Source organism: Glutamicibacter sp. 2E12 (assembly GCF_050030965.1).
In the GTDB taxonomy this organism is placed as follows: domain Bacteria; phylum Actinomycetota; class Actinomycetes; order Actinomycetales; family Micrococcaceae; genus Glutamicibacter.
Window position 1 is genome coordinate 2,805,211 of the sequence record NZ_CP188297.1, and the last position, 23,895, is coordinate 2,829,105.

Annotated in this window: 33 protein-coding genes and 1 pseudogene; 29 read left to right on the top strand and 5 right to left on the bottom strand. The window is 58.2% G+C overall.

Going from position 1 to position 23,895, the window contains the following annotated elements; translation table 11 throughout:
• The first annotated feature begins 2 nt into the window (after window positions 1-2).
• From rpmC to ACP3TE_RS13140, 3 genes are all read left to right on the top strand, one after another.
• Entirely contained in the window at window positions 3-266 is a 264-nt protein-coding gene (gene rpmC, locus ACP3TE_RS13130) for a 50S ribosomal protein L29 (protein ID WP_105657661.1), read from the top strand.
• Complete coding sequence (rpsQ, locus tag ACP3TE_RS13135; protein WP_105657660.1) at window positions 266-553, top strand: 30S ribosomal protein S17; 288 nt, start codon at window positions 266-268, stop codon at window positions 551-553. Before rpmC ends, rpsQ begins: the two co-directional genes overlap by 1 nt.
• A 99-nt stretch (window positions 554-652) precedes the next feature.
• A complete protein-coding gene (locus ACP3TE_RS13140; RefSeq protein ID WP_402695896.1) occupies window positions 653-1,072 on the top strand; it encodes a RidA family protein in 420 nt (139 codons plus the stop codon).
• Here ACP3TE_RS13140 and ACP3TE_RS13145 read toward each other — a convergent pair.
• On the bottom strand, window positions 1,069-1,857 hold the full coding sequence (locus tag ACP3TE_RS13145) for a helix-turn-helix domain-containing protein (protein WP_133833626.1): 789 nt from the start codon (window positions 1,855-1,857) through the stop codon (window positions 1,069-1,071). The genes ACP3TE_RS13140 and ACP3TE_RS13145 overlap by 4 nt on opposite strands.
• A 72-nt stretch (window positions 1,858-1,929) precedes the next feature.
• On the opposite strand from ACP3TE_RS13145, the gene ACP3TE_RS13150 reads away from it, so the two are divergent.
• The 20 genes and pseudogenes from ACP3TE_RS13150 to rplQ all read left to right on the top strand — a co-directional run.
• Window positions 1,930-2,433, top strand: coding sequence for a VOC family protein (locus ACP3TE_RS13150; protein WP_133833627.1), 504 nt, complete (start codon window positions 1,930-1,932; stop codon window positions 2,431-2,433).
• A gap of 145 nt (window positions 2,434-2,578) precedes the next feature.
• Window positions 2,579-3,496, top strand: coding sequence for an endonuclease/exonuclease/phosphatase family protein (locus tag ACP3TE_RS13155; protein ID WP_166650717.1), 918 nt, complete (start codon window positions 2,579-2,581; stop codon window positions 3,494-3,496).
• 512 nt (window positions 3,497-4,008) lie between these two features.
• Window positions 4,009-4,380, top strand: a complete 372-nt coding sequence (gene rplN, locus ACP3TE_RS13160) for a 50S ribosomal protein L14 (protein WP_013349674.1) — start codon at window positions 4,009-4,011, stop codon at window positions 4,378-4,380.
• 2 nt (window positions 4,381-4,382) lie between these two features.
• Window positions 4,383-4,727, top strand: a complete 345-nt coding sequence (rplX, locus tag ACP3TE_RS13165) for a 50S ribosomal protein L24 (RefSeq protein WP_426733842.1) — start codon at window positions 4,383-4,385, stop codon at window positions 4,725-4,727.
• Entirely contained in the window at window positions 4,727-5,296 is a 570-nt protein-coding gene (gene rplE / locus ACP3TE_RS13170; protein ID WP_038992189.1) for a 50S ribosomal protein L5, read from the top strand. Before rplX ends, rplE begins: the two co-directional genes overlap by 1 nt.
• Window positions 5,297-5,353: 57 nt before the next feature.
• Complete coding sequence (gene rpsH, locus ACP3TE_RS13175; RefSeq protein WP_013349671.1) at window positions 5,354-5,752, top strand: 30S ribosomal protein S8; 399 nt, start codon at window positions 5,354-5,356, stop codon at window positions 5,750-5,752.
• A gap of 20 nt (window positions 5,753-5,772) precedes the next feature.
• Entirely contained in the window at window positions 5,773-6,309 is a 537-nt protein-coding gene (gene rplF, locus ACP3TE_RS13180) for a 50S ribosomal protein L6 (protein ID WP_105657655.1), read from the top strand.
• Between the two features lie 2 nt (window positions 6,310-6,311).
• Window positions 6,312-6,683 carry a 50S ribosomal protein L18 gene (gene rplR, locus ACP3TE_RS13185; RefSeq protein WP_105657654.1) on the top strand — a complete coding sequence of 124 codons (372 nt, stop codon included), beginning with the start codon at window positions 6,312-6,314 and terminating at the stop codon, window positions 6,681-6,683.
• A gap of 29 nt (window positions 6,684-6,712) precedes the next feature.
• Window positions 6,713-7,390 (top strand): 30S ribosomal protein S5, encoded by a 678-nt coding sequence (gene rpsE / locus ACP3TE_RS13190; protein WP_181148849.1) that lies wholly within the window; start codon window positions 6,713-6,715, stop codon window positions 7,388-7,390.
• 3 nt (window positions 7,391-7,393) lie between these two features.
• A complete protein-coding gene (gene rpmD, locus ACP3TE_RS13195; protein WP_073705901.1) occupies window positions 7,394-7,600 on the top strand; it encodes a 50S ribosomal protein L30 in 207 nt (68 codons plus the stop codon).
• 2 nt (window positions 7,601-7,602) lie between these two features.
• A complete protein-coding gene (rplO, locus tag ACP3TE_RS13200) occupies window positions 7,603-8,055 on the top strand; it encodes a 50S ribosomal protein L15 (protein ID WP_105657652.1) in 453 nt (150 codons plus the stop codon).
• A 256-nt stretch (window positions 8,056-8,311) separates the two neighbouring features.
• A complete protein-coding gene (gene secY / locus ACP3TE_RS13205; protein WP_105657651.1) occupies window positions 8,312-9,616 on the top strand; it encodes a preprotein translocase subunit SecY in 1,305 nt (434 codons plus the stop codon).
• Window positions 9,613-10,185: an adenylate kinase gene (locus ACP3TE_RS13210; protein WP_105657650.1), complete on the top strand. Its 573-nt coding sequence runs from the start codon at window positions 9,613-9,615 to the stop codon at window positions 10,183-10,185. Before secY ends, ACP3TE_RS13210 begins: the two co-directional genes overlap by 4 nt.
• A 145-nt stretch (window positions 10,186-10,330) precedes the next feature.
• Window positions 10,331-11,164 (top strand): type I methionyl aminopeptidase, encoded by an 834-nt coding sequence (gene map / locus ACP3TE_RS13215; RefSeq protein WP_133833629.1) that lies wholly within the window; start codon window positions 10,331-10,333, stop codon window positions 11,162-11,164.
• A 230-nt stretch (window positions 11,165-11,394) separates the two neighbouring features.
• The gene (infA, locus tag ACP3TE_RS13220; protein WP_013349662.1) at window positions 11,395-11,616 is read left to right on the top strand and encodes a translation initiation factor IF-1; all 222 of its coding nucleotides are present in this window, start codon (window positions 11,395-11,397) and stop codon (window positions 11,614-11,616) included.
• Between the two features lie 125 nt (window positions 11,617-11,741).
• Entirely contained in the window at window positions 11,742-11,855 is a 114-nt protein-coding gene (rpmJ, locus tag ACP3TE_RS13225) for a 50S ribosomal protein L36 (protein ID WP_013349661.1), read from the top strand.
• A 148-nt stretch (window positions 11,856-12,003) separates the two neighbouring features.
• Window positions 12,004-12,378: a 30S ribosomal protein S13 gene (gene rpsM, locus ACP3TE_RS13230; protein ID WP_105657648.1), complete on the top strand. Its 375-nt coding sequence runs from the start codon at window positions 12,004-12,006 to the stop codon at window positions 12,376-12,378.
• A 43-nt stretch (window positions 12,379-12,421) separates the two neighbouring features.
• Entirely contained in the window at window positions 12,422-12,823 is a 402-nt protein-coding gene (rpsK, locus tag ACP3TE_RS13235; RefSeq protein ID WP_038992179.1) for a 30S ribosomal protein S11, read from the top strand.
• Between the two features lie 170 nt (window positions 12,824-12,993).
• The gene (locus ACP3TE_RS13240) at window positions 12,994-13,995 is read left to right on the top strand and encodes a DNA-directed RNA polymerase subunit alpha (protein WP_105657647.1); all 1,002 of its coding nucleotides are present in this window, start codon (window positions 12,994-12,996) and stop codon (window positions 13,993-13,995) included.
• Between the two features lie 82 nt (window positions 13,996-14,077).
• Window positions 14,078-14,518, top strand: a pseudogene (gene rplQ / locus ACP3TE_RS13245) (50S ribosomal protein L17); the annotation flags it as partial.
• 165 nt (window positions 14,519-14,683) lie between these two features.
• Here rplQ and ACP3TE_RS13250 read toward each other — a convergent pair.
• Window positions 14,684-15,124: a hypothetical protein gene (locus tag ACP3TE_RS13250; protein WP_133833631.1), complete on the bottom strand. Its 441-nt coding sequence runs from the start codon at window positions 15,122-15,124 to the stop codon at window positions 14,684-14,686.
• A gap of 127 nt (window positions 15,125-15,251) precedes the next feature.
• The gene (locus ACP3TE_RS13255) at window positions 15,252-15,704 is read right to left on the bottom strand and encodes a hypothetical protein (RefSeq protein ID WP_388022714.1); all 453 of its coding nucleotides are present in this window, start codon (window positions 15,702-15,704) and stop codon (window positions 15,252-15,254) included.
• A gap of 168 nt (window positions 15,705-15,872) precedes the next feature.
• On the opposite strand from ACP3TE_RS13255, the gene truA reads away from it, so the two are divergent.
• The 6 genes from truA to ACP3TE_RS13285 all read left to right on the top strand — a co-directional run bounded on the left by truA (window position 15,873) and on the right by ACP3TE_RS13285 (window position 21,920).
• On the top strand, window positions 15,873-16,808 hold the full coding sequence (gene truA / locus ACP3TE_RS13260; RefSeq protein WP_426733851.1) for a tRNA pseudouridine(38-40) synthase TruA: 936 nt from the start codon (window positions 15,873-15,875) through the stop codon (window positions 16,806-16,808).
• 325 nt (window positions 16,809-17,133) lie between these two features.
• On the top strand, window positions 17,134-17,577 hold the full coding sequence (gene rplM / locus ACP3TE_RS13265) for a 50S ribosomal protein L13 (RefSeq protein WP_105657642.1): 444 nt from the start codon (window positions 17,134-17,136) through the stop codon (window positions 17,575-17,577).
• Window positions 17,578-17,615: 38 nt separating this feature from the next.
• Entirely contained in the window at window positions 17,616-18,116 is a 501-nt protein-coding gene (gene rpsI / locus ACP3TE_RS13270) for a 30S ribosomal protein S9 (RefSeq protein ID WP_060702200.1), read from the top strand.
• A gap of 169 nt (window positions 18,117-18,285) precedes the next feature.
• Window positions 18,286-19,632, top strand: coding sequence for a phosphoglucosamine mutase (gene glmM, locus ACP3TE_RS13275; RefSeq protein WP_105657641.1), 1,347 nt, complete (start codon window positions 18,286-18,288; stop codon window positions 19,630-19,632).
• A gap of 148 nt (window positions 19,633-19,780) precedes the next feature.
• The gene (locus ACP3TE_RS13280; protein WP_400342068.1) at window positions 19,781-21,154 is read left to right on the top strand and encodes a UDP-glucose dehydrogenase family protein; all 1,374 of its coding nucleotides are present in this window, start codon (window positions 19,781-19,783) and stop codon (window positions 21,152-21,154) included.
• 58 nt (window positions 21,155-21,212) lie between these two features.
• Window positions 21,213-21,920 (top strand): SDR family NAD(P)-dependent oxidoreductase, encoded by a 708-nt coding sequence (locus ACP3TE_RS13285; protein ID WP_426733855.1) that lies wholly within the window; start codon window positions 21,213-21,215, stop codon window positions 21,918-21,920.
• Window positions 21,921-21,933: 13 nt separating this feature from the next.
• On the opposite strand, the gene ACP3TE_RS13290 is transcribed toward ACP3TE_RS13285, so the two are convergent.
• Together ACP3TE_RS13290 and ACP3TE_RS13295 are read right to left on the bottom strand one after the other, a co-directional pair.
• Window positions 21,934-23,382, bottom strand: coding sequence for an NAD(P)H-hydrate dehydratase (locus ACP3TE_RS13290; RefSeq protein WP_166650718.1), 1,449 nt, complete (start codon window positions 23,380-23,382; stop codon window positions 21,934-21,936).
• 161 nt (window positions 23,383-23,543) lie between these two features.
• Window positions 23,544-23,894 (bottom strand): holo-ACP synthase, encoded by a 351-nt coding sequence (locus ACP3TE_RS13295; RefSeq protein ID WP_105657637.1) that lies wholly within the window; start codon window positions 23,892-23,894, stop codon window positions 23,544-23,546.
• Window position 23,895 lies beyond the last annotated feature (1 nt).

Genomic DNA, 23,895 nt, shown 5'->3' on the forward strand with positions numbered 1-23,895 from the left:
GGATGTCTATCGGCTCGAAAGACCTTAGCATTGAGTCCCTGGACGGCTTCGATACCGCTCGTTTGAACGAGGAATTGAAGAAGGCCAAGGCAGAACTGTTCAACCTGCGTTTCCAGTCGGCTACCGGCCAGCTGGATTCCCACGGGAACCTGAAGACCATCAAGCGCGATATTGCACGCATTTACACTGTGCTGCGCGAGCGCGAGCTGGGCATTCGTCAGGATGTCGTTGTTCCGGTTGAAGAAACCAAGAAGGATTCCAAGTAATGAGCGAGAAGGAGAACGGTGTGGATAACGCTACCGAGCGTAACGACCGCAAGACCCTCCGTGGTTACGTGGTATCTGACAAGATGCAGAAGACCATCGTCGTAGACGTTGAGGACCGTGTTAAGCACGCCCTTTACGGCAAGGTCATGCGTCGCAACAAGAACGTGAAGGCTCACGACGAGAACAACGACGCCGGCATCGGCGACTTGGTTGTCATCGCTGAGACCCGCCCGCTGTCTGCTGACAAGCGCTGGCGTCTCGTTGAGATCGTGGAGAAGGCTAAGTAAGCTTTCGCTCCGATTTCACGGATCTCGTGATTGGAGAATGCCCCGAACACTTCGCAAGAAGAGTTCGGGGCATTTCTGTCTTAAAAAGCAGTGAATAAAATGCCACACTGGACTATGGAACAGATCAGGAAACTGCGTCCCGCTGGCCTTGTCAACTCTCCAGCTTTCAGCCACGTAGCCATCGTCCCGCCGGGTGCCACGACTATCTATGTTGGCGGGCAGAACGCCGTAGACGGCACAGGGCAGCTGATCGGAGCCGGGGATGCCGCAACGCAGGCGACCAAGGCACTGGGAAACTCCAAGCTCGCACTGGCGGCGGCCAGCGCGGGATTCCAGGATGTAGTGCAGTGGAACGTGCTGCTGGTGGAAGGAACCGACGTCAACAGCGTCTATGGAGCCATAGGTGAACAGTTGGCAGCCACTGAACCACCCCTGGTGTCTGCAGCCTTCGTCGCGAAGCTCGGTGTGCCAGGTGCGCTGGTTGAAATCAGTGCCGTGGCGGCAGTACTGCCAGACTAGGCTCTGCCCTTTCGATAGGTAACAGGGGAGTAGCCCAAGACTTTGCGGAAGTCTGCCGCTAGATGGGCTTGATCCGCATACCCCATTTCCGCTGCGATGCCAGCGATAGAAACTGCAGTGTCTGCGCGCAGCCGATGAGCAGCCTCTTGCAAACGGTACCGCCGAATCACCGCCAGCGGAGCCAGTCCCAAATACCTTTCCGAAATCCGTTGCAGACTGCGTGTACTGAGCGACAAGCGATGGGCCAGTTGGGAGACCCTTACGATTCCGCGCTCCGCTGCGACGGTGTCGAGCAGCTTATTAGCTTGGAGGCCAGAACTTGTGGCTGCTGGAAGGTGAGCGGTGAGCCACGAATCGAAGAGCTCGGCACAGGCCGAACCGGAGTTCCCGTGGCCTGGTTGAGTCTTCATCCTTGTTATCGAGGCCAGCAGCCCAGGTGCGCTGAACTGGATTTCCTGGTCCAGCAACTCTGCGGGGGACACATTGAGAGCCTGCGCAGCCGCTGGGCGCAACAAGGCGGAGACTGCCCAACTGCTCCCGGACAGGTCGCGGTGCGAAGCGCCGCTGGCCGGGCCGGATAGCGTAATGCCTTCTGGCTCAATGACCAGATTCATTTGCGGAAAGGGCAGGAGTTGTTGCCGTGAGGTACGTCCGGGCGCGATGTTCCAATCCACCAGCCAAAACCAGGAGACCAATTCCTGCAGTCCTGGACCGGGGGAGAATCGCTCGATTGCCGATAGCCGGGCAGGATAGAGAACGCCTCGCGGATCCGGTGCTGATTCCATGGCCTCTACCACCCGTGCGGGTTGTCGCATATCTACAAGAACCAGCGTGCCACACAGGCTTAGCCTAGGGACATGGAAAATCAAGATGAAGTCACGCAAGGTGTGACGGGAATGCATACAACTGCCGGTGTCCCTCATGGATTCACCAGTCTGACGCCATTCTTGACTGTGCCCAACACAAGGGCAGCGCTGGGATTCTATGAAGAAGTATTCGGTGCGACAGTGGTAGATTCCACCGAAATGGGAGGCGTTGTCGTGCATGCAGAAATTGCATTCGGCAATGGCCGTTTGCAGATCGGGGAACCTTCGCCGGCCTACGGACTAGTCAGCCCGCCAGCTGCGCCGAATGCCTGCTATTCCTTGGGTTTCTACTGCGAAAACGCAGATGAGGTGGTGGCCAGGGCCGAGGCTGCCGGTTCCAGTATCCGAGAACCACTGGGCAACTTCGTCTCGGGTGACCGCTTCGCTTCGATTCTGGATCCCTTCGGTGTGCGCTGGTCCATCATGTCCAGGGTGGAAGACCTGTCGCTGGAAGAGAGCGCCCAGCGCGTCGCGCAGTGGGCCTCGCAGCAGTGATGAAGAAGCCAAGGGCAGTCGCAATCGCATCGAGCCGCTATCGTACCTAGGCGGAAGTGTCCTTGCCGGAATTGTCGTCTGCTTCGAATAGGCTCGGATGATGATGACGATGACGCGTGCCCGAAAACCATCCCTGGGATGGCCTATGGGTACGCTTCTTGTTGCTTCCCTAGCTATTGGCATTCTCCCGTATCTGGGTTTCCCCGGTGCAGGATTGATTCCCAAGGTTCAGGCATTCCAACCATATCTGTTGTTCTTCCCGGCAGTGGTTCTGGTTATCGGGCTACTGCGCAAGCAATGGCTCATCAGCGGGTTCGTGCTGGTGTTCCTGCTCTGCGGTGCACTGCCCAACGTGCAATGGAGCTCTCCCGCTGGCCAGACCGGAAACGGCAGCTCCGAGCTGGTTCTCCTATCGTTCAATGCCTTGAAGGCAGGAGCGAACCCGGCGCAGCTAGCTGAACTGATCAGGGACACGGATCCGCAGATTCTCGTCCTTGTTGAAACCAGCGAACCAATGCACCAGCAGCTCGCAGCGCTGGACGCGCTGGATGGATTTGGCTATCGGAGCCAAGAGGCACCCGCCGGGGGAGAACGGGATACCGTGATTTTCTCAAAGTACCCATTGCAGGAACGCTCCACCGATCTGGATTCAGCGGACACCGGTTGGTACTCCTTGCCGGTTGCCGATGTGCAGGCACCCGGTGGGGTCGTGCGAGTGGCCGGCATCCATGTCTATCCGCCGGTTGGCGATGCGCAACGATGGAGCCAGGGCTTGGAAGCAGTCATCGACTGGTCGAATCAGCAGCGGGATCATCCCGTTATCCTTGCTGGCGACTTCAACTCCGTTCGCTCCCATCCAGGATTCCGTGCCCTGGGGGACGGGTATGCGCAGGCTGATGGAGTCTGGCCCCGCGCGACCTGGCCAGCCGGCCGAAGCTTCCCGCCATTGATCGGCATTGACCATATCGTGGCGAAGGGCCTGTCCATCACGGGCTCTTCTTCTCACATCATCGACGGCTCGGATCATCTTGCGGTGAGCGCCACGGTCGAATTCCGTCGCTGAGCAATGATTCCTGCCGGTGACGGCCGGATGCTGGAGCTGCCCAGGGCTGACCGAAAAATAATTTCACTTTTGGCGATTCAGCCGCTTTTCATCCACGGCGGCGCATGGGCGACCTCGAATGGCACCCTGATGCCGCCGCAAGCGACCAGTTGCCCAACTGGATGGCAGCACCAAAACCCCGAAATTCAGCGAATCTGCGGTGTCCAAGGTGTGACGAACGACGCTCGCTTTTCTCTTACCACACCATTTCGGATTCGCGCCACTCTAGGCTAGACTTAAGAATCTGTGCGCATCATGCCCGGGGACTATCCACCTTCGACATAATGCAGTGCGGTCCAAATCCGTTTGGCCGCGCAAGTGCAGCCTCGATATTTTACGCCTCGGCCCTGCCGGCATTTGGGATCAGCATTCGGTGCGCCCGCGCCAGTGGGGGTAAGCGATACGTATCGTGGAGACCATATCCGTTCCGCAAGGCTCATTCATGAGAACCAGCGAGACGACAGGAGTAAGAAGTGATTCAGCAGGAGTCGCGACTTAAGGTTGCCGATAACACTGGTGCTAAGGAAATCCTTACCATTCGTGTTCTTGGTGGCTCGAAGCGTCGCTACGCAAGCATTGGCGACACCATTGTCGCTACCGTCAAGGATGCAATTCCTGGCGGCAACGTAAAGAAGGGCGACGTCGTAAAGGCAGTCGTCGTTCGCACCAAGAAGGAAATCCGTCGTGCAGACGGTTCCTACATCAAGTTCGACGAGAACGCTGCAGTTATCCTCAAGGGTGACGCTGCCGATCCTCGTGGTACTCGTATTTTCGGCCCAGTGGGCCGCGAGCTTCGTGACAAGAAGTTCATGAAGATCGTTTCGCTGGCTCCGGAGGTGCTGTAACCATGGGCGCAAAGATCAAGAAGGGTGACCTGGTTCAGGTCATCGCTGGCAAGGAACGTGGCTTGCAGGGCAAGGTCCTGAAGGTCATTACCGAGTCCAACCGCGTGCTGGTCGAAGGCGTTAACCGCGTCACCAAGCACACCAAGGCAGGTCAGACCGAATCCGGTTCGACCACCGGCGGCATCGAGCTTGTCGAGGCTCCAGTGCACGTTTCCAACGTTGCAGTGGTTGACCCAGAGACCAAGAAGCCAACCCGCGTCGGCTTCCGCGAGGAAACCGTAGAAAAGAACGGCGTGTCCAAGACTGTACGCGTTCGTTACGCCAAGGCTTCCGGAAAGGATCTGTAATGACTGAAGCAGCCACCAAGATCCAGCCACGTCTGAAGGCTAAGTACGCAGCTGACATCCGCCCTGCCCTGCAGGAGCAGTTCAACTACGCCAACCCAATGCAGGTACCATCCCTGACCAAGGTTGTCGTGAACATGGGTGTTGGCGAAGCAGCCAAGGACTCGAAGCTCATTGAAGGCGCCGTACGCGACCTGACCGCAATTACCGGTCAGAAGCCAGTGGTTACCAAGGCCCGCAAGTCGATCGCACAGTTCAAGCTGCGCGAAGGCATGCCAATCGGTACCCACACCACCCTGCGTAACGATCGCATGTGGGAATTCGTCGACCGCCTGATCACCCTGGCACTGCCTCGTATCCGCGACTTCCGCGGCTTGAGCGACCGCCAGTTCGATGGCAATGGCAACTACACTTTCGGTCTGACCGAACAGTCGATGTTCCATGAAATCGATGTGGACAAGGTTGACCGCGTACGTGGTATGGACATCACTGTCGTTACCACCGCCAAGACTGATGACGAAGGCCGTGCCTTGCTTAAGGCTCTGGGCTTCCCATTCAAGACCAACAACTAATCTCACTACGTTACAGGTCCGCTAAGGAAACCGTAACGAGGAAGGGCTGAAGCCCACATGTCTATGACAGATCCAGTCGCAGATATGCTGACTCGTCTGCGCAACGCCAACTCGGCTTACCACGACACTGTGTCGATGCCGTCGAGCAAGCTGAAAGTGCGCATTGCTAACATCCTCAAGGAACAGGGCTACATCGCCTCGTTCGAGGAAGTTGCAGCAGAAGTCGGCAAGACTCTGACTATCACTTTGAAGTACGGCCCATCGCGCGAGCGTTCGATCGCTGGCGTACGCCGTATCTCCAAGCCAGGTCTTCGCGTTTACGCAAAGTCCACCAACCTGCCTCACGTGCTCGGTGGTCTTGGTATCGCTATCCTGTCCACCTCCTCCGGTCTGCTTACTGACCGTCAGGCTGCAAAGAAGGGCGTGGGTGGGGAAGTCCTCGCCTACGTCTGGTAACGGGAAAGGGGAAACATACAATGTCACGTATTGGACGTCTTCCGATTTCCGTACCTGCCAACGTTGAGTTGAACGTCGACGGCCAGCTGGTCGCCGTCAAGGGTCCTAAGGGTGAACTTTCGATCACCGTTAAGGCTCCAATCACCGTTGCCAAGGACGAGAACACTGTTACCGTCAGCCGCCCGAACGACTCCCGCGAGGCTCGTTCGCTGCACGGTCTGACCCGTACCTTGATCAGCAACATGATCACTGGTGTAACCGATGGTTACGAGAAGAAGCTCGAAATCCACGGTACCGGTTACCGCGTACAGGCTAAGGGTGCCGAGCTGGAGCTTGCTCTGGGCTACTCGCACCCAGTGAAGGTTGCTGCCGTTGAAGGCATCACCTTCTCGGTCGAGGGCAACAACAAGATCACCGTTGCCGGTATCGACAAGCAGCACGTCGGTGAAGTTGCCGCTAACATCCGCAAGCTGCGCAAGACCGAGCCTTACAAGGGCAAGGGCATTCGCTACGCTGGCGAGATCATCCGCCGCAAGGTCGGAAAGGCTGGTAAGTAATCATGGCTATCGGAATCAAGGGCAAGAGCAAGTCCGCTCAGCGCGGTCGTCGTCATCAGCGTTTGCGCAAGCACATCGTTGGTACCTCCGTTCGTCCACGCCTGGTTGTCAACCGCTCGGCTCGTCACATCTTCGTACAGATCGTAGACGACTCGCAGGGTATCACCCTGGCCAGCGCATCGACCATGGAAGCAGATCTTCGCGCAAGCGATGCCGACAAGACCGCAAAGTCCAAGCGCATTGGTGAGCTCGTTGCAGAGCGCGCCAAGGCTGCTGGCATCGAAGCAGTTGTCTTCGACCGCGGTGGCAACAAGTACCACGGTCGCGTGGCTGCTGTTGCTGACGGCGCACGTGAAGGTGGGCTGGCACTGTGAGCGAAGCAACTAACAAGAAGGAAACTCAGGTGTCTGAAGCTACTGAAGCAGTCGAGACTGCATCGGCTCCCGCTACCGAGAACGCAGGATCCCGTCGCGGCGAAGGCCGCGGTCGTGGTGAAGGCCGTGGACGTGGCGAAGGCCGCGGTCGTGGTCGTGACCAGAAGGATAGCCGCAACGAAGACAAGGACAAGTTCCTTGAGCGCGTTGTAGCTATCAACCGCGTCTCCAAGGTCGTCAAGGGTGGTCGTCGCTTCAGCTTCACCGCACTTGTGGTCGTTGGCGACGGCAACGGTATGGTCGGCGTTGGCTACGGTAAGGCCAAGGAAGTTCCTGCTGCTATCGCAAAGGGCGTAGAAGAGGCCAAGAAGTCCTTCTTCCGCGTTCCACGCGTTGGCACCACCATTCCACACCTGGTCAAGGGTGAGGCCGCCGCTGGCGTTGTCTTGCTCCGTCCAGCAGCTCCTGGTACCGGTGTTATCGCCGGTGGCCCAGTGCGCGCCGTGTTGGAGTGCGCAGGCATCCACGACATCCTGTCGAAGTCGATGGGTTCGCAGAACCAGATCAACATCGTTCAGGGCACCATTGCTGCACTGAAGGCTCTGGAAGAGCCTGAAGCTGTTGCAGCTCGCCGCGGTCTTCCGCTGGACGAGGTTGCACCAGCAGCAATGCTGCGTCACATCCAGGCCCAGAAGGCAGGTGCTTAATCAATGGCTAAGAACATTGTTCCAAGCGATGCCAAGCTGGCAATCACCCAGGTCAAGTCCATCATTGGTGGAAACCAGAGCCAGCGCGACGTTGTTCGCTCGCTGGGTCTGAAGCGCATCGGTCACACCGTTGTTCGCACCGCCGATCCTGTGACTGTTGGCATGGTCAACAAGGTCCCACACCTGCTGAAGGTCGAGGAGGCGAAGTAGAGATGGCTGAAGAAAAAGCACTTAAGGTTCACCACCTGCGCCCAGCTGAGGGTGCCAAGACCGCTAAGACCCGCGTGGGTCGCGGTGAGGGCTCCAAGGGTAAGACCGCAGGTCGCGGTACCAAGGGTACCAAGGCTCGTTACCAGGTGAAGGCAGGCTTCGCAGGTGGTCAGCTTCCGCTGCACATGCGTCTGCCAAAGCTGCGCGGCTTCAAGAACCCATTCCGCGTCGAGTTCCAGGTTGTAAACCTGGACAAGATCTCGGAACTGTTCCCAGAAGGTGGCGAAGTCACCGTCGAGGCACTGGTTGCCAAGGGCGCCGTTCGCAAGAACCAGCCTGTCAAGGTGCTGGGCACCGGCGACATCACGGTTAAGGTTGACGTGAAGGTTAACGCCTTCTCGACTTCCGCTTCCGAGAAGATCGCTGCTGCTGGCGGCTCGGCAAACACCCTCTAATACAGGGTCAAGCCTTTGAATGGTCCCGGTTCGCGTTGAGCAATCAACGTGAACCGGGACTTTCTTTTTCTCTCGGCGAAACATTCTAAGATTTCTTATAATTGCTTGGCTGATTAGTCGGTTTAGGATCATTCCTGCAAACATTTGTGTGCATTTCGTGTGGCGCATTTGGCAGGATTGCCTAACAGACCGCTAGAATCGTTAGGTCTGGGAAGAATCTCTTCCTCAGGCTCAAGCACTTACTTCAGGAGGACGCTTGTTCAGCGCCATAGCCCGAGTTTTTCGGACGCCTGATCTGCGCAACAAGTTGCTGTTCACGCTTGGGATCATTGCGATCTATCGTGTCGGTGTATTCATTCCCGCTCCGGGCATTGATTACAGCAACGTTCAGCAGTGTCTGGCAATGGGTGAAACCACCGGTGGACTTTATTCATTCGTGAACCTGTTCAGCGGCGGCGCCCTGTTGCAGGTCTCGGTTTTCGCAATGGGAATCATGCCGTACATTACTGCGGCAATTATCGTCCAGTTGCTGCGTGTGGTGATCCCGCACTTCGAGGCCCTGCACAAGGAAGGCCAGGCCGGCCAGGCCAAGATGACGCAATACACGCGTTACCTGACCATCGCCTTGGCACTGCTTCAGGGAACCACCTTGGTCACCCTGGCCCGTACCGGCAGCCTGTTCCCAAGCTGCACCCTTCCGCTGGTCCCGGATGACTCGTTGATTGTCATCCTGCTGATGATCATCACCCTTACCGCAGGCACCGGCCTGATCATGTGGATGGGCGAGTTGATCACCGAGCGCGGCATCGGCAACGGCATGTCCATCCTGATCTTCATCTCCATCGCTTCGGGCTTCCCATCCTCGATGGGCGCCATCTTCCAGGCGCAGGGCATCATGACCTTCATTGGCGTGCTGCTGGTGGGCTTGTTGATTGTAGCCCTGGTGGTCTTCGTCGAGCAGTCCCAGCGACGTGTTCCGGTGCAGTACGCCAAGCGCACCGTGGGACGCCGCACCGTGGGCGGCACCTCCACCTATATTCCATTGAAGCTGAATATGGCGAACGTGATCCCAGTGATCTTCGCCAGCTCCATCCTGGCTTTGCCGCAGATGATCGTTCAGTTCAACCAGAACGATGACGGCACCTTGCCCCAGTGGGCGATGTGGCTGCAGGAGCACTCGGCAACTTCATCGCCGTGGTACATGCTGGTGTACACCTTGATGATCATCGGCTTCACCTACTTCTATGTTGCGATTACCTTCAACCCTGAAGAGGTCGCCGACAACATGAAGAAGTACGGCGGATTCATTCCGGGCATTCGTGCTGGTCGTCCGACCGCCGATTACCTGCAGTACGTGATTTCCCGTATTACCTTCCCGGGCGCGTTGTACCTTGCGTTCGTTGCGTTGATCCCGCTGATTGCCTTCGTGCTGTTCAACGCTGACCAAAGCTTCCCATTTGGCGGTACATCGATCCTGATTATGGTTGGTGTGGGTTTGGAAACCGTCAAGCAAATCAATGCTCAAATGCAGCAACGGAACTATGAAGGGCTTCTGCGATGAGTCGACTGCTTATTATTGGACCACCCGGTGCCGGCAAAGGCACCCAGGCCGTAAAGATCTCCGAGCGCTTGGACATTGTCGCCATCTCGACCGGCGACATCTTCCGTGCCAACGTCAAGGGCGGAACCCCGCTGGGTCTCGAAGCCAGCAAGTACATTGACAACGGAGACTTTGTCCCTGATTCGGTCACCAACAACATGGTTGAAGACCGCCTGAACCAGGACGACGTCGCCAAGGGCTTCCTGCTCGATGGCTACCCGCGCACCAGTGCGCAGGTGGACGCGCTGGATGCGATGCTGGCCAACAAGGGCATCGCCCTGGACGCAGTGCTGCAGCTGACCGCTGATGACGACGAGCTGGTAGCCCGTCTGCTGAAGCGTGCGCAGATCGAAGGCCGCGCCGATGACACCGAAGAGGTCATCCGCCACCGCCTGGGCCTGTACAACGACGAGACCCGCGTCGTTGTGGAGCGCTACGAGGAACGCGGCATCGTGCGCAAGGTCGACGGCCTGGGCGCTATCGACGAAGTCACCGAGCGTGTTCTTGCAGCGTTGAACGTCAACGCCTAGACACAAGCGTTACAACGCGCAGGGACCGTGCAGCAACAATGGATGTTGCAGCCCGGTCCCTGCGCACTTTTTGCATTGATGGACCTTGCGGTTGCCGGCAGCGGCACACGGCAAGGACATCACACTTTGAGGCAGGGGAATCACATTGGCTTTAGGACAGCCGAAAATCGAGTACAAATCCAACTCCGAGATCCTGAAGATGCGCCAGGCCGGATTGGTGCTGGCTGAAGCGCTGGACGAAGCCGTTGCGATGGCTCGGCCCGGGGTGCGGACCGAAGAGATCAACCAGGCCTTTGGCAAGGTGCTCGAACGCCACAACGCGACCAGCAACTTCCTTGGCTACCATGGCTTCCCAGCGAACATCTGCGCTTCGGTCAATCACGAGGTAGTCCACGGCTTCCCATCGGACTACGAGCTGAGGGACGGCGACGTGCTGAAGATCGATGGCGGCGCCATCATCGACGGCTGGCACTCCGACTCGGCACGCACCGTGCTGGTGGGCGAGAACATCGACCCAGCTGACCAGCGCCTGAGCGACATCACCGAGCAGGCCATGTGGGCCGGCATCGCCGCGGCGGCCAACGCACGCTTCATCGGCCAGATCGGCCAGGCCATCGATGACTTCGTCACCAGCCAGCCAGGCGACGAGCTGGGCATCCTCGAGGATTACTGCGGCCATGGCATCGGTTCGCAGATGCACATGGCACCGGATGTGCTGAACTACAACTCGGGGCACCGCGGCCCACGCATCAAGCCGGGCATGTGCTTGGCCATCGAGCCAATGCTGGTTCGCGGTGGCATCGAAACCTCCGTGCTGGAAGACGACTGGACTGTTGTCACCAACGACAAGTCCAACGCCTCGCAGTGGGAGCACACCGTGGCATTCCACATGGGCGGCATCTGGGTATTGACCGCGCACGATGGGGGAGCGGCCGGACTGGCCCCATTCGGCGTGACCCCATCGCCGATCCAGGGCTAGCACCAGCCTGGAAATCATCGGATCCAGTACGCCACATGGCTGTGGCGTGCTGGATCTAACATTTTAAATGTCAATGAACGATTGGCACTGTGTGGACTAATGCCGTATCGTTGTTTGTTGGTTCCTGATTTAATTGCGCCTAAAACCCTCGGGTTTTCGGTACAGGGATCAAGGACCAGAACCAATTACTTGTTGGTGGAAATTGCCAACAAAAAAAGTTAGCGGGGAAAATGGGCAAGAAGGAAGGCGTCATCCAGGTAGAGGGCACCGTCTCGGAAGCACTGCCGAACGCGATGTTCCGCGTGGAGCTGCCGAATGGACACGTAGTGCTCGCCACTATCTCGGGTAAGATGCGTCAGCACTACATTCGAATCCTCCCAGAGGACCGAGTGCAGGTTGAAATGAGCCCATACGACCTCAACCGAGGTCGCATCGTTTACCGCTACAAGTAAATCTGCAGAATCCAAGACTTTCCCAGCGTGCGCAGCGCAATCTTGTGCTACGGCCGCTGAATGATGTTCTTGGGCAAAGCTTTTTACTGCTCCACATTTAACTGCAACCGCAAAAGGACAAAGCCTTGAAGGTTAACCCTAGCGTGAAGCCGATCTGCGACAAGTGCAAGGTGATCCGTCGTAACGGCGTGGTCATGGTGATCTGCGAGAACCCACGCCACAAGCAGCGTCAGGGCTAATTCCGTTTTTACGGGATTCCCACGCGTAGTCAATTAGGCAGTATCAGCTAGGACGAAAGTCCTGGTGTACCCCCGGATTCGGAGGCCGGGGCCGTGAGCAATCACGGAAGGTACTGCTCCAGACCTCCGTTCGTTGAAAGGTAGCCACTTGGCTCGTTTAGCAGGCGTGGACATTCCACGCGAGAAGCGCGTAATTATCGCGCTGACTTACATCTACGGCGTGGGCAAGACCCGTGCAGAAGAGACCATCGCAGCGACCGGCATCAGCCCGGACACTCGCGTCAAGGATCTCACCGATGACCAGCTCGTGCAGCTGCGCGACTTCGTCGAAGGCACCTACAAGGTTGAAGGTGACCTGCGCCGTGAGGTTCAGGCTGACATTCGCCGCAAGGTTGAGATCGGATCCTACGAAGGTATTCGTCACCGTAAGGGCCTGCCGGTCCGCGGTCAGCGCACCAAGACCAACGCACGTACCCGTAAGGGCCCGAAGCGTACCGTCGCAGGTAAGAAGAAGACTCGCTAAATCTTAGCGATCTAGTTCAAATACTTTTTTCGTAGGAGAAGAAATGCCCCCAAAGACTCGTGGAGCGGTACGTAAGCCGCGTCGCAAGGACAAAAAGAATATTGCGCAGGGACAGGCGCATATCAAGAGCACCTTCAACAACACCATCGTATCGATCACCGATCCGACTGGCGCTGTTATCTCGTGGGCTTCGGCCGGCGAGGTAGGCATGAAGGGTTCGCGCAAGTCGACCCCATACGCTGCCCAGATGGCTGCTGAGTCCGCTGCAAAGCGCGCTCAGGAGCACGGCATGCGCAAGGTTGACGTTTTCGTCAAGGGCCCAGGCTCGGGACGCGAAACCGCGATCCGTTCGCTGCAGGCTGCTGGCCTTGAGGTTGGATCCATCCAGGATGTTTCCCCAAGCGCTCACAACGGTTGCCGCCCATCGAAGCGTCGCCGCGTCTAATTGATTCGCTAGGCTTAGCCTAAGAAGTCACCGAAGCATTCACTCGTGGGTGCTCCGGTGACTGTCTTGGACTTATTAGCCTGCAAAAAGACGAACGGCCACCTCAGGCTACCGTCGTTTCCACCCCCGTGAGGCGTCATATAGCGGACGCTCGCTGAAAGGAAATGTAAGTGCTCATTACGCAGCGCCCAACCCTGACCGAAGAAGTAGTTGCCGAAAACCGCTCCCGGTTCGTTATCGAACCACTGGAGCCAGGCTTTGGCTACACCCTTGGTAACTCGCTCCGCCGTACCCTGCTCTCTTCGATTCCTGGTGCTTCTGTCACCAGTGTTCGAATTGACGGTGTACTGCATGAGTTCACCACCGTAGCCGGTGTCAAGGAAGATGTCACCGAACTGGTCTTGAACATCAAGAACCTGTCAGTATCTTCCGAGCACGACGAGCCAGTCGTTGCCTACCTGCGCAAGCAGGGCCCGGGCATCGTTACTGCAGCGGACATCACCCCTCCAGCAGGTGTGGAGTTCCACAACCCTGATCTGCACATCGCCACCCTCAACGCCAATGGCAAGTTCGACATGGAACTGACCATTGAGCGCGGCCGTGGCTATGTGTCTGCCGCTCAGAACAAGAACATTGATGGCGAGATCGGTCGAATCCCAGTTGATTCGATCTACTCCCCAGTGTTGAAGGTGACCTTCCGCGTGGAAGCAACCCGTGTCGAGCAGCGCACCGACTTCGATCGTTTGATCGTTGACGTGGAGACCAAGGAATCGATCACCCCGCGCGATGCAGTTGCATCCGCAGGTACCACCCTGGTTGAGCTGTTCGGTTTGTTCCGCGAACTGAACACTCAGGCTGAAGGTATCGAAATCGGTCCATCGCCAACCGATGCAGCTATGGCTGCTGACATGGCGCTGCCGATCGAGGATCTGGAACTCACCGTTCGTTCGTACAACTGCTTGAAGCGTGAGGGCATCCACTCTGTGGGTGAACTCGTAACCCGCTCCGAGGCCGACTTGATGGACATCCGCAACTTCGGTGCGAAGTCCATTGACGAAGTCAAGGCCAAGCTGGTTGAACTGGGTCTGGCCCTGAAGGATTCCCCTCCAGGCTTCGATCTGGCCGCTCGTAGCGCCATCGACGATGGCGACGAATACGACGAAGGTCTGTAAGACCCGCGTCTAGCGACACACTACTTCATCCGACTGAACGAAATATTCGTCCAGTACGGGTTATTCATCTAGGAGAACCACAATGCCTACCCCTACCAAGGGTCCGCGTCTCGGCGGCAGTGCAGCACATGAGCGATTGATTTTCGCTAACATGTCGGCACAGCTCTTCGAGAACAAGAAGATCACCACCACCCTGACCCGTGCCAAGCGTCTGCGTCCACACGCAGAGCGCCTGATCACCTTCGCTAAGCGCGGAGACCTGGCTTCGCGTCGCCGCGTCCAGGCCGTCATCGCTTCGCGTTCGCGCACCAACAAGTCGATCGTTCACGAACTGTTCGAGAACATCGCACCAGCAATGGCAAACCGCGAGGGTGGCTACACCCGCATCACCAAGATCGGTAACCGCAAGGGCGACAACGCTCCTATGGCTGTTATCGAGCTCGTGATGGAGCCAGTTTCGCCAAAGCAGGCTGTCGTCAAGGAAGCCACCAAGGCTACCGAGAAGGCTGCTGAGACCGAAGAGGCCTAAGCCCCTTCGAGCTAATGCTCTCTGCCTGCAAAGGCGAAAAAGATTCCCGTTGGATCCGCAAGGAACCAACGGGAATCTTTTTTTATGCCTGTTTGCGTGAAGACGCGGGTGATCTTGCCCGTCAGTTGGAGGGCAGGGGCATCCGCATCTTGGAATTGCCTAGCTGAACGAATCCATGTCCGGGCAAGCCGTATTCAGGTATTCGGTAGCCTCGGAAGCCTCAGCCGTATCCAGTTCGGCGATCTTCTGCGAAATTTCCATCATGTTGCTGCTGTTGCCCTCAGCCATCAGGCCAGCCATTTTCTTGGTCTGCTCCGATGCCGCATTCAAGGACGTGGCAAGCTTGTTGTCCTTCGTGTTCTCAGCGGCTTCGCCCAGGATGGAATCAAACTCGTTCATGATCTCGGCATAAGCCGATGTATCGCCAGCCAAGAGCTCAGCGCTGGAGTCCTCCGCCTTCTTCTGCAGTCCGCGTTCAGCCACCTGGTCGTTGATGTAAACGCAGGTTTCCTCGGTGGACAGTTTGCCTGCACTGCAACCAGTGAGCATGACAGATGCAAGGGTGAGCGCAGCGGCAGATGCCGCGAACTTTTTCAACATGGAGATCCTTAGACGATGATGATCCGATGGCCCAGCACGTGAGGCACCGATAAGTACCTGTTTATTCTATAATCAGGAGTTATTGCAGGCAGTGTATGACATGAGCGGATCGGCAAGCAGCGGTTTCCTAAGAAGCGGACGGATCAGGTTCAGAAGCGGAAGCTGGGCACGTTTCACGCACATAGTCGGTGTATCGATCTTGCAGTCCGCCCTCGGCTGCCTCAACGTCTGACGCGAGCGTTGGATCGTCAAAGGAGCGATTGGCAATGAGGTCAATGAAGTCTTGGTAGTTTTCGATTTCGGACCGCAATGCAGTGCGCAAGTGCCTATTGCCAGTTTGCTCGGAGACTTCCCGGTAGATGCCGATGGCTGTTTCCAAAGCCTCAATCGCAGGTTGTGAATTCTGCGCAAGAATTCCCATATATGCCAGCGCCCACTTTTCCTCGATGAAATGCTCTACGGCCAGTTCATTAATGAGGGCGCATGATTGCTTTGTGCTCAGCTGTCCCGAACTGCAACCACTTAAGCAGAGCGGGACAGCAGCGGATATCGCGATAAAGCTAACTGCATTCCTGAACATGGCGAGACCTTAGAACGTTGCTAGTGAACCAGCCGCCTGCGCGGCAGGTCCGTGGAATGCACATAGGCTACTCCCGGCAGCAGCTCTCGTTTTGGCGCCTGTGGATAACGGCGTGAAGGCGGGCACTTGATTCGACGGTTGCACGTCTGCTTACGCATAATTGAATACATGAGTACTCAGCCAGAAAGCATCGATCCAATGGGCACCACCGCATTGGGGGCCACTGCAGCACCAGCATGGATCCGCATGCGCATGGTGCTCGGATACGACGGTGCCGCCTATAGCGGTTGGGCTCGCCAGCCCAATGTCTTGGGCGTGCAGCAGCTGGTTGAAGAGGCCCTGGAAATGATGATCCGGCGCCGCGTGCGCGTGGTTGTTGCCGGACGCACCGATGCAGGTGTGCATGCCCGCCACCAGGTGGTGCACTTCGATTTGACCGAGGAAGAATACGCGGGACTGCCACGCAAGGCGCCCTTGGCTCCCGGTCCTGCGCTCGTACGCCGCATCAACGGCATCCTTGGCCGTCAAGATGGTGCCGTTTGGGTGCATGAAGCCGAACGCGCACCAAAAGGCTTCGATGCCCGCTTCTCCGCGCTGGCCCGCCGCTACTCCTACCGGATTGCCGATGGGCAGCAGCGCTGGGATCCACTGACCCGGCACCTGACCACGTGGCACCGTGAAGAGCTGGATGTCGAGGCGATGAATCGCGAGGCGCAAAGCGTGCTGGGCCGCCACGACTTCTTGACCTACTGCAAGCCCCGTCCGCATGCCACGACCATTCGTACCCTGCAGGAATTCACCTTCACCCGTGGAGCCGACGGCTTGGTACTGGCCCATTTGAAGGCCGATGCCTTCTGCCACAACATGGTCCGTGCGCTAATCGGTGCCGCGATGATGGTGGGGGACGGGCGTGAGCAACCGGGGTTCCTGGCCCAGCGGCTGGAACAGATGGTCCGCGACTCCAAGACCAAGCTTTCGCACCCGCGGGCCCTGGTCCTCGAAGAGGTCTACTACCCAGAGGTTGAAGAACTGGCGGAACGAGCACTCCTGACCCGCGCACGGCGAACCGAAGCCGAAGTTGACGAAGCCTGCATGGAAAGCTGATTAGCCGATAATCCCCGGGATCTTAAGGGTGTTGTTGCTCACGACGTACATGCTTTTTTGGCCGGAAACACTTTAATCCGCTAAACTTTTATGAGTTGTGTATGTCCACGTTCGACACTACACGCCCAAGCGTGACGGCTTAGTTGCATAGTCGCTGGTCTGCTGGGTGTGCGAACAATATATGGACGGCCGGTTATCATCAGTCCTCACCTGGCGTACTGGTCTAAACACAAGAACAACACGACAGTGCCTGTCACTGGGGGATCTCACCGCCTTCAGCCAAGCGACTGTTTGACCAGAAACGAATCAACGTAAGGCAATTACTGTGCGTACGTACACCCCAAAGCCGGCTGACCAGACTCGTCAGTGGTTTGTCATTGACGCCACCGACGTAGTACTCGGCCGTCTCGCCGTCCAGGCCGCAACCCTGCTGCGCGGCAAGCACAAGCCAACCTATGCTGCACACATGGACATGGGCGACCATGTCATCATCATCAATGCAGACAAGGTTGCACTGACCGGTAAGAAGCTGCTGAACAAGCGCGCTTACCGCCACTCCGGTTTCCCAGGTGGCCTGAAGAGCATCAACTACGCAGACCTGCTGGAAAAGAACCCAGTACTGGCTGTTGAGAAGGCCATCAAGGGCATGCTGCCTAAGAACAAGCTTTCCGATGCCCAGCTGTCGAAGCTGAAGGTCTACCGCGGCGCCGAGCACCCACACGCTGCTCAGTCGCCAAAGGCACTGGAAATCACCCAGGTCGCTCAGTAGTCCTGGCCCCGAGAAGAAATACTTAATAGGAGATTATCGTGGCTCAGAACGCTGAAGAAACCACTGAATTCGAAGGCGAGACCCCTTCGACTTACACCACCGAGACCTCTGCTTCGGCTGTAGTTGCCGAAACCGAGCGCGCTCCGCTTACCGTTCCAGGTGCAGCAGTTGGCCGTCGCAAGCAGGCTATCGCCCGCGTTCGCCTGGTACCAGGCACCGGCAAGTGGACCGTTAACGGTCGCACCCTGGAGAACTTCTTCCCTAACAAGCTGCACCAGCAGGACGTCAACGAGCCTTTCAAGATCCTTGGTCTTGAGGGTGCTTACGACGTTATCGCTCGTATCAACGGTGGCGGCATTTCCGGCCAGGCCGGTGCACTGCGTTTGGGTATCGCTCGCTCGCTGAACGAGATCGATCGCGATGCAAACCGCGCCACCCTGAAGAAGGCTGGCTACTTGACTCGTGACGCACGCGTCATCGAGCGCAAGAAGGCTGGTCTGAAGAAGGCACGTAAGGCTTCGCAGTTCTCGAAGCGCTAAACCTTGCTTCAAGGTCTTTCCAAAGGCCCTGGCATCCTGCAAAGGACGCCGGGGCCTTTGGCCTTTTAACGCCGAAGACTGCAAGATCCCAGTAATCTTTTCTCATCTCACTGCCAATGCGGGACTTTAAGCCGTATAAATCAATGCAGAGGGCATATGATTGAAGGCGATGGCAAGGTTATTTGGGACCGATGGGGTCCGAGGAAAAGCAAACGAACTGTTAACTCCCGAGCTCGCGCTGGAACTGGCGCAGGCGGCATCGGTGGTGCTGGGCTTGAGCCAGCCAGAGGACGGCTACAAGCCGGTCGCTGTGGTTGCCAAGGACCCGCGCATCAGTGGTGACTTCCTGTCTGCCGCAATTGAGGCCGGCCTGGCCGCCTCCGGCGTAGACGTCATGGATGCCGGCACGCTGCCGACTCCTGCGGCGGCATTCCTGGTAGGGGACCTGAACGCCGATTTCGGTGTCATGATCTCCGCCTCGCACAACGCGGCTCCGGATAACGGTATTAAGTTCTTAGCCCGTGGCGGCAAGAAGCTGGACGATGCGCTGGAAGATGCCATCGAAGCCTGCTTGAAGATGCCAAAGCCACGCCCAACCGGCGGTGAGGTAGGTCGAGTCTCGCGTTTCGCCGACGCTGAGGACCGCTACATCATGCACCTGCTGCAGGCCCTGCCCAACCGGCTGGATGGCATGAAGGTAGTTCTGGACTGCGCCCACGGCGCTGCTTCGGGCTGCTCCCCAGAGGTGTTCAAGGCTGCCGGCGCCGAGATCGTCGTGATTGGCGCAGATCCAGACGGCATCAACATCAATGACGGCTACGGCTCCACCCACCTGGAGAAGCTGCAGGCCGCTGTGCTGGAGCACGGCGCGGACCTGGGCATCGCGCACGACGGCGACGCTGACCGCTGTCTTGCAGTAGACCATGAAGGCACCGTCGTCGACGGTGACCAGATCATGGCCGTCATGGCACTGGACATGAAGGACCGCGGCGAACTCAAGGACAACACCCTGGTTGCCACCGTGATGAGCAACCTCGGCCTGACCCTGGCCATGGAAGCAGCAGGCATCACTGTTAAGCAGACCGGCGTGGGTGACCGCTACGTGCTCGAAGGCATGCGCGAAGGCGATTACTCCCTGGGTGGCGAGCAATCCGGCCACGTGATCTTCTCCAAGCACGCCACCACCGGCGACGGCGTGCTGACCGGCCTGATGATTGCGGCCCGCGTGAAGGCTACCGGCAAGACCCTGAAGGAACTTGCTGCCGTGCTGACCGTCCTGCCACAGGTCCTGATCAACGTACGCGGCGTAGACAAGGCCAGCGTTCCAGAATGCGAACCGCTGCAGCGGGCAATTGCCGCTGCTGAGGCACGCTTGGGCACCACCGGCCGTGTGCTGCTGCGTCCATCGGGGACCGAGCCAGTAGTTCGCGTCATGGTCGAGGCAGCTACCCACGAGCAGGCCCAGGCCGAAGCCGAAGCCCTGGCAGGATCGGTCAAGGAGCATCTGGCCCTCTAGGCCCAGTGGCTTCCCAGCAACCAACACGTAAATATCAAGAAAACTCACACCCCCGCAGCGCGTTCCACGCCGGAACACGCTGCGGGGGTGTGGCATGCTAACTAATAGAAACTGATATCGGTTCGCGTTCTCGGAGAGAAGGACTTTCGTGACTTTACGCATCAGCGTGATCGGCACCGGCTACCTCGGTGCAACCCATGCCGCCTGCATGGCTGAACTGGGCTATGAAGTCATTGGACTGGACGTAGACAAAGCCAAGCTGGAAGCACTGGCCGCTGGCGTTCTGCCCTTCCACGAGCCAGGCCTGCCAGAACTGCTGCGCAAGCATGTGGCCTCCGGACGCCTGCGCTTCACCGACAGCTACGCAGAAGTCGCTGCCGGCGCGGATATCCACTTCATCACCGTGGGCACCCCGCAGCGCGCCGACTCGCAATCCGCAGACATGTCCTACGTAGACGGTGCCGTGGATTCGCTGCTGGAGCACATCACCGGCGAAGCGCTGATTGTCGGCAAGTCCACCGTGCCGGTAGGCACCGCACGCCGGCTGAGCGAGAAAATTGCCCAAGACGCCAAGAACGGAAGCAGCATCGCGCTGGCATGGAATCCGGAGTTCCTTCGAGAAGGCTTCGCCGTCCAGGATACCCTGCGCCCCGATCGCCTGGTCTACGGCCTGGAGCATGAACGCGGACTGGAACTGCTGCGCAAAGTCTATGCACCGATCCTTGCCTTGGATACTCCGGAGATCGCCACGGACCTGGAGACTGCAGAACTGGTCAAGGTTGCAGCCAACGCCTTCCTGGCTACCAAGATTTCTTTCATCAACGCCTTTGCCGAGGTGACTGAAACCGTAGGCGGCGACATCAAGGTCCTTGCCGACGCCATTGGCCACGATAAGCGCATTGGACGCCGCTTCCTGAACGCTGGAGTGGGCTTCGGCGGCGGTTGCCTGCCCAAGGACATTCGAGCCCTCCAAGCACGCGTCAGCGAACTTGGCCTGAGCCAGACCATGGGCTTCTTGGCTGAAGTCGACCAGATCAATTTGCGCCGCCGTGACCGCGTGGTCTCGCTGGCCTCGCACATGCTGGGCAATGAGCTGGCAGGCAAGCATGTTTGCGTACTTGGCGTGACCTTCAAGCCGAACAGCGATGATGTGCGGGACTCGCCAGCACTGGATATCGCCGTCCGCCTGTACAACGAGGGCGCTGAAGTCTCGGTCTACGACCCAGAAGGCAACGCCAACGCTGCCGGCCGCTTCCCGCGCTTGAACTACGTTGATTCCTTCAAGGAAGCGGCGAAGGATGCGGACCTGACCTTGGTGCTGACCGAATGGAATGAATTCCGCGAACTGAATCCGTCGGATCTGGAAGACGTAGTGGCCAACAAGCAGCTGATTGACGGGCGCAACGTCCTGGACCGCCCTGAATGGCGGAATCAGGGCTGGACTGTTACCGGTCCGGGTGAATACTTCGAGCTGGGCAACATGGCTCCGGCAACTACCTCGATTCCGGTACAGGCTTCCTGAAGCTAGCTGCGGTACGCGACCGCAACTGCAAGAGAGGGGGAGCCGCATGGCATACACTGTGGTCACCGGCGGTGGTCGTGGCTTAGGAGCCGCGATTGCGGTGCGTCTAGCCACCGACCGCAACTTGATCATCGGCTACAGGCAGGATGAGAAATCGGCGCAGGCAGTGGCAGATAAAGTCCGTGAGCTCGGCGCTATTTGCCATGTCCTGCAGATCGACTGCGCCAATGAAGAATCAGTGGCAAGGTTCTTCGCCCGAGTGAAGGACATTGGTGAACTTGAAGGACTGGTAAACAACGCGGGATCAGCGACGGCCATCGGAAATCTGGCAGACAACGAGTTGACCGATATCGCCGCGGATCTGAACGTAAACCTTCTGGGCCCAATTACCTGCATTAAATATGCGCTGCCCCTGCTCCGGTCACATGGCGGTGGTGCAATCGTGAACATTTCATCGGTGGCGGCTGAATCCGGAAGCCCCTTTACGTACGTGCATTACGCTGCTGCCAAGGCCGGAGTAGAAGCCTTGACAGTGGGACTGTCCAAGGAACTGGCTAAGGACGGCATCCGAGTGAATGCGGTTAGCCCGGGAACGCTTTGGACTGAATTCCATGAGGATCCACAGCGCCCTGCGCAAATCGCCGAGACGATCCCGATGGGGCGCGCAGGCAAGCCGAAAGAAGTAGCCGGTGCGGTGGCTTGGCTATTGTCTAGCGAAGCCGCCTACACCACCGGCAGCGTTCTCAAAGTTTCTGGCGGCCTCTAGAGGGACCCAGAGCCTAGAAGCCGAACTGCTTCATGACCTTAGGCAGGTTCTCGATCAGGCGCGAAGCATTGACAGTTCCCTCTGAAGCGGTCACCCGGCCCAGGTGGCCATGAATGTAAGCGGCACACGCGGTCAGTTCCATCATGCGGCGGTTAGGCACGGTTCGCAGGCCTTCGGTGCCCGTGAGCGAGCTGTCGGAGAGCATGTAGCCCAGGATGCCGGTCAGGACATCGCCGCTGCCTGCAGTGGCCAATTCTGGTGCCGAGTGGCTCACCATCAGGCTGTCGCCATTGGGGGCCACAATGTAGCTGGTTGGTCCCTTGAGCAGGACCACGGCGTTGTATGCCAGGGCGGCCCACCGGGTCCAGCGAATCGGGTCCTGGGAAATCTCATCGGGAGTGATCTTCACTCCAGCGCGGCTGAGCAGCATGCGCAGTTCCTTGGCATGAGGCGTCAGCACGCGAGGCTGCTCGCTTGGGCCGGCAGGAACGACTTCCAATCCGGACGCGTCAATGACGGCCGGCTGCGGGCTGGCAAAGACATCAGCGATGGCGCCAGTCGGGGGAGTGCGTCCATCCAAGCCCGGGCCAATGGCCCAAGCCTTGATCTTGGCGCCCTTGCCGTGAATCTGACGGCGGGAGGAAGACAGCGCTTCCTTGATCTGCTCATCATCCAGTGGCACGGACTCCGGCACGGCGACGGCCATGAGCGGCTGAATGGATTCTGGCACGTGGGTGCGAAGCAATCCGACGCCGCAGGCTACAGCGGCCTTGGCGGTCAGCTGAGCAGCTCCGGGATAAAGGCCGGAACCGGCGATGAGTCCCAGGACTCCACGCTGGTACTTGTGCCGTCCGGCATCCCGCCAAGAGCGGTGCTGGTCCAGCAGCTCGCGAGTGGCCACCTCGTCCACAAGCTGCGTTCCAGCTTGGACGGAAGAAAAGTCGAATTCGAGATCTGCCACGGTAATGTCACCGGTAACCAGCGGTCCGTCTACAGACAGAAGACCGGATTTCATGGCACCGAAAGTTACCGTGCGTTCTGCGCGAAGAACAGAGTCCTGCGCAACGCCCGTTTCAGGATCCAGGCCTGAAGGAATATCGCAGGCCAACACCCGTGCGCCAGCAGGAAGCTTCGGCAAATCAGAGCCGGCACGGTATCCAAGGCCGTAGATGGCGTCAATAATGAGCGAGGCATTAGCTAATTCGCCTTGACCGTCGGAGAGGTCCAGCACGGTACCGCCGGCAGCTTGATATGCTGCAGCACCTTCGGCATGGATCTGTTCGTGGCACTGCAGGGCCAGAGTGGAAATCTTCTGCAGTTGGAGCTCTGCCAGTGCATACAAGCCATCTCCACCGTTGTTGCCCGGGCCGATAAGCGCCACCACGAAAGCCGGATCGGCGCTGGAATTTTCGGTCAGCATGGCGACTGCCGTTGAAGCCAAATGGGCGGCTGCTTGCTTCATTAAGCTGGTCTCGCCCCGCTTGGAGTTCTCCTGGGCTTCAACCGCACGAATTTGCGCAACACTGTAGACAGGAATCATAAGACAAACAATACTCAAGGCACCTGTGCGATGCCCTATTTAATGAGATGCGTGTCGTTATTCTTTCGTCGTGGCGTTGGTGCCTAGCGTTCTGCAACCACCATTGCGATAGCCATATCTCCATCGTGGGACATGGTCAGATGCCATGATTTGATGCCACGCAGCTCGCTGGCAGCGGCCACTGAACCAGTGTTGTGAACCTGGGGATCACCGGCTTCATCTTTGCGGATAGTGCAGTCCTGCCAGTTCATGCCCGCAGGAGCTCCCAGCGCCTTGGCGATGGCTTCCTTGGCCGCGAAGCGGGCCGCCAGGGATCGCAGGGGCAGGCCCCGCTCTTCTTCGGTGAAGAGCCGTTCACGCAAGCGTGGAGTCTTCTCGAGCTGGCGGCCAAAACGCGGCACATCAACGATGTCCACTCCAATTCCTGCAATCATG

Bases quoted from the DNA above. Each gene is read 5' to 3' on its own strand.
- rpmC (WP_105657661.1), top strand. From the start codon at position 3: ATGTCTATCGGCTCGAAAGACCTTAGCATTGAGTCCCTGGACGGCTTC.
- rpsQ (WP_105657660.1), top strand. From the start codon at position 266: ATGAGCGAGAAGGAGAACGGTGTGGATAACGCTACCGAGCGTAACGAC.
- ACP3TE_RS13140 (WP_402695896.1), top strand. From the start codon at position 653: ATGCCACACTGGACTATGGAACAGATCAGGAAACTGCGTCCCGCTGGC.
- ACP3TE_RS13145 (WP_133833626.1), bottom strand. From the start codon at position 1,857: ATGGAATCAGCACCGGATCCGCGAGGCGTTCTCTATCCTGCCCGGCTA.
- ACP3TE_RS13150 (WP_133833627.1), top strand. From the start codon at position 1,930: ATGGAAAATCAAGATGAAGTCACGCAAGGTGTGACGGGAATGCATACA.
- ACP3TE_RS13155 (WP_166650717.1), top strand. From the start codon at position 2,579: ATGGGTACGCTTCTTGTTGCTTCCCTAGCTATTGGCATTCTCCCGTAT.
- rplX (WP_426733842.1), top strand. From the start codon at position 4,383: ATGGGCGCAAAGATCAAGAAGGGTGACCTGGTTCAGGTCATCGCTGGC.
- rplE (WP_038992189.1), top strand. From the start codon at position 4,727: ATGACTGAAGCAGCCACCAAGATCCAGCCACGTCTGAAGGCTAAGTAC.
- rpsH (WP_013349671.1), top strand. From the start codon at position 5,354: ATGTCTATGACAGATCCAGTCGCAGATATGCTGACTCGTCTGCGCAAC.
- rplF (WP_105657655.1), top strand. From the start codon at position 5,773: ATGTCACGTATTGGACGTCTTCCGATTTCCGTACCTGCCAACGTTGAG.
- rplR (WP_105657654.1), top strand. From the start codon at position 6,312: ATGGCTATCGGAATCAAGGGCAAGAGCAAGTCCGCTCAGCGCGGTCGT.
- rpmD (WP_073705901.1), top strand. From the start codon at position 7,394: ATGGCTAAGAACATTGTTCCAAGCGATGCCAAGCTGGCAATCACCCAG.
- rplO (WP_105657652.1), top strand. From the start codon at position 7,603: ATGGCTGAAGAAAAAGCACTTAAGGTTCACCACCTGCGCCCAGCTGAG.
- ACP3TE_RS13210 (WP_105657650.1), top strand. From the start codon at position 9,613: ATGAGTCGACTGCTTATTATTGGACCACCCGGTGCCGGCAAAGGCACC.
- infA (WP_013349662.1), top strand. From the start codon at position 11,395: ATGGGCAAGAAGGAAGGCGTCATCCAGGTAGAGGGCACCGTCTCGGAA.
- rpsK (WP_038992179.1), top strand. From the start codon at position 12,422: ATGCCCCCAAAGACTCGTGGAGCGGTACGTAAGCCGCGTCGCAAGGAC.
- ACP3TE_RS13250 (WP_133833631.1), bottom strand. From the start codon at position 15,124: ATGTTGAAAAAGTTCGCGGCATCTGCCGCTGCGCTCACCCTTGCATCT.
- ACP3TE_RS13255 (WP_388022714.1), bottom strand. From the start codon at position 15,704: ATGTTCAGGAATGCAGTTAGCTTTATCGCGATATCCGCTGCTGTCCCG.
- truA (WP_426733851.1), top strand. From the start codon at position 15,873: ATGAGTACTCAGCCAGAAAGCATCGATCCAATGGGCACCACCGCATTG.
- glmM (WP_105657641.1), top strand. From the start codon at position 18,286: ATGGCAAGGTTATTTGGGACCGATGGGGTCCGAGGAAAAGCAAACGAA.
- ACP3TE_RS13290 (WP_166650718.1), bottom strand. From the start codon at position 23,382: ATGAAGCAAGCAGCCGCCCATTTGGCTTCAACGGCAGTCGCCATGCTG.
- ACP3TE_RS13295 (WP_105657637.1), bottom strand. From the start codon at position 23,894: ATGATTGCAGGAATTGGAGTGGACATCGTTGATGTGCCGCGTTTTGGC.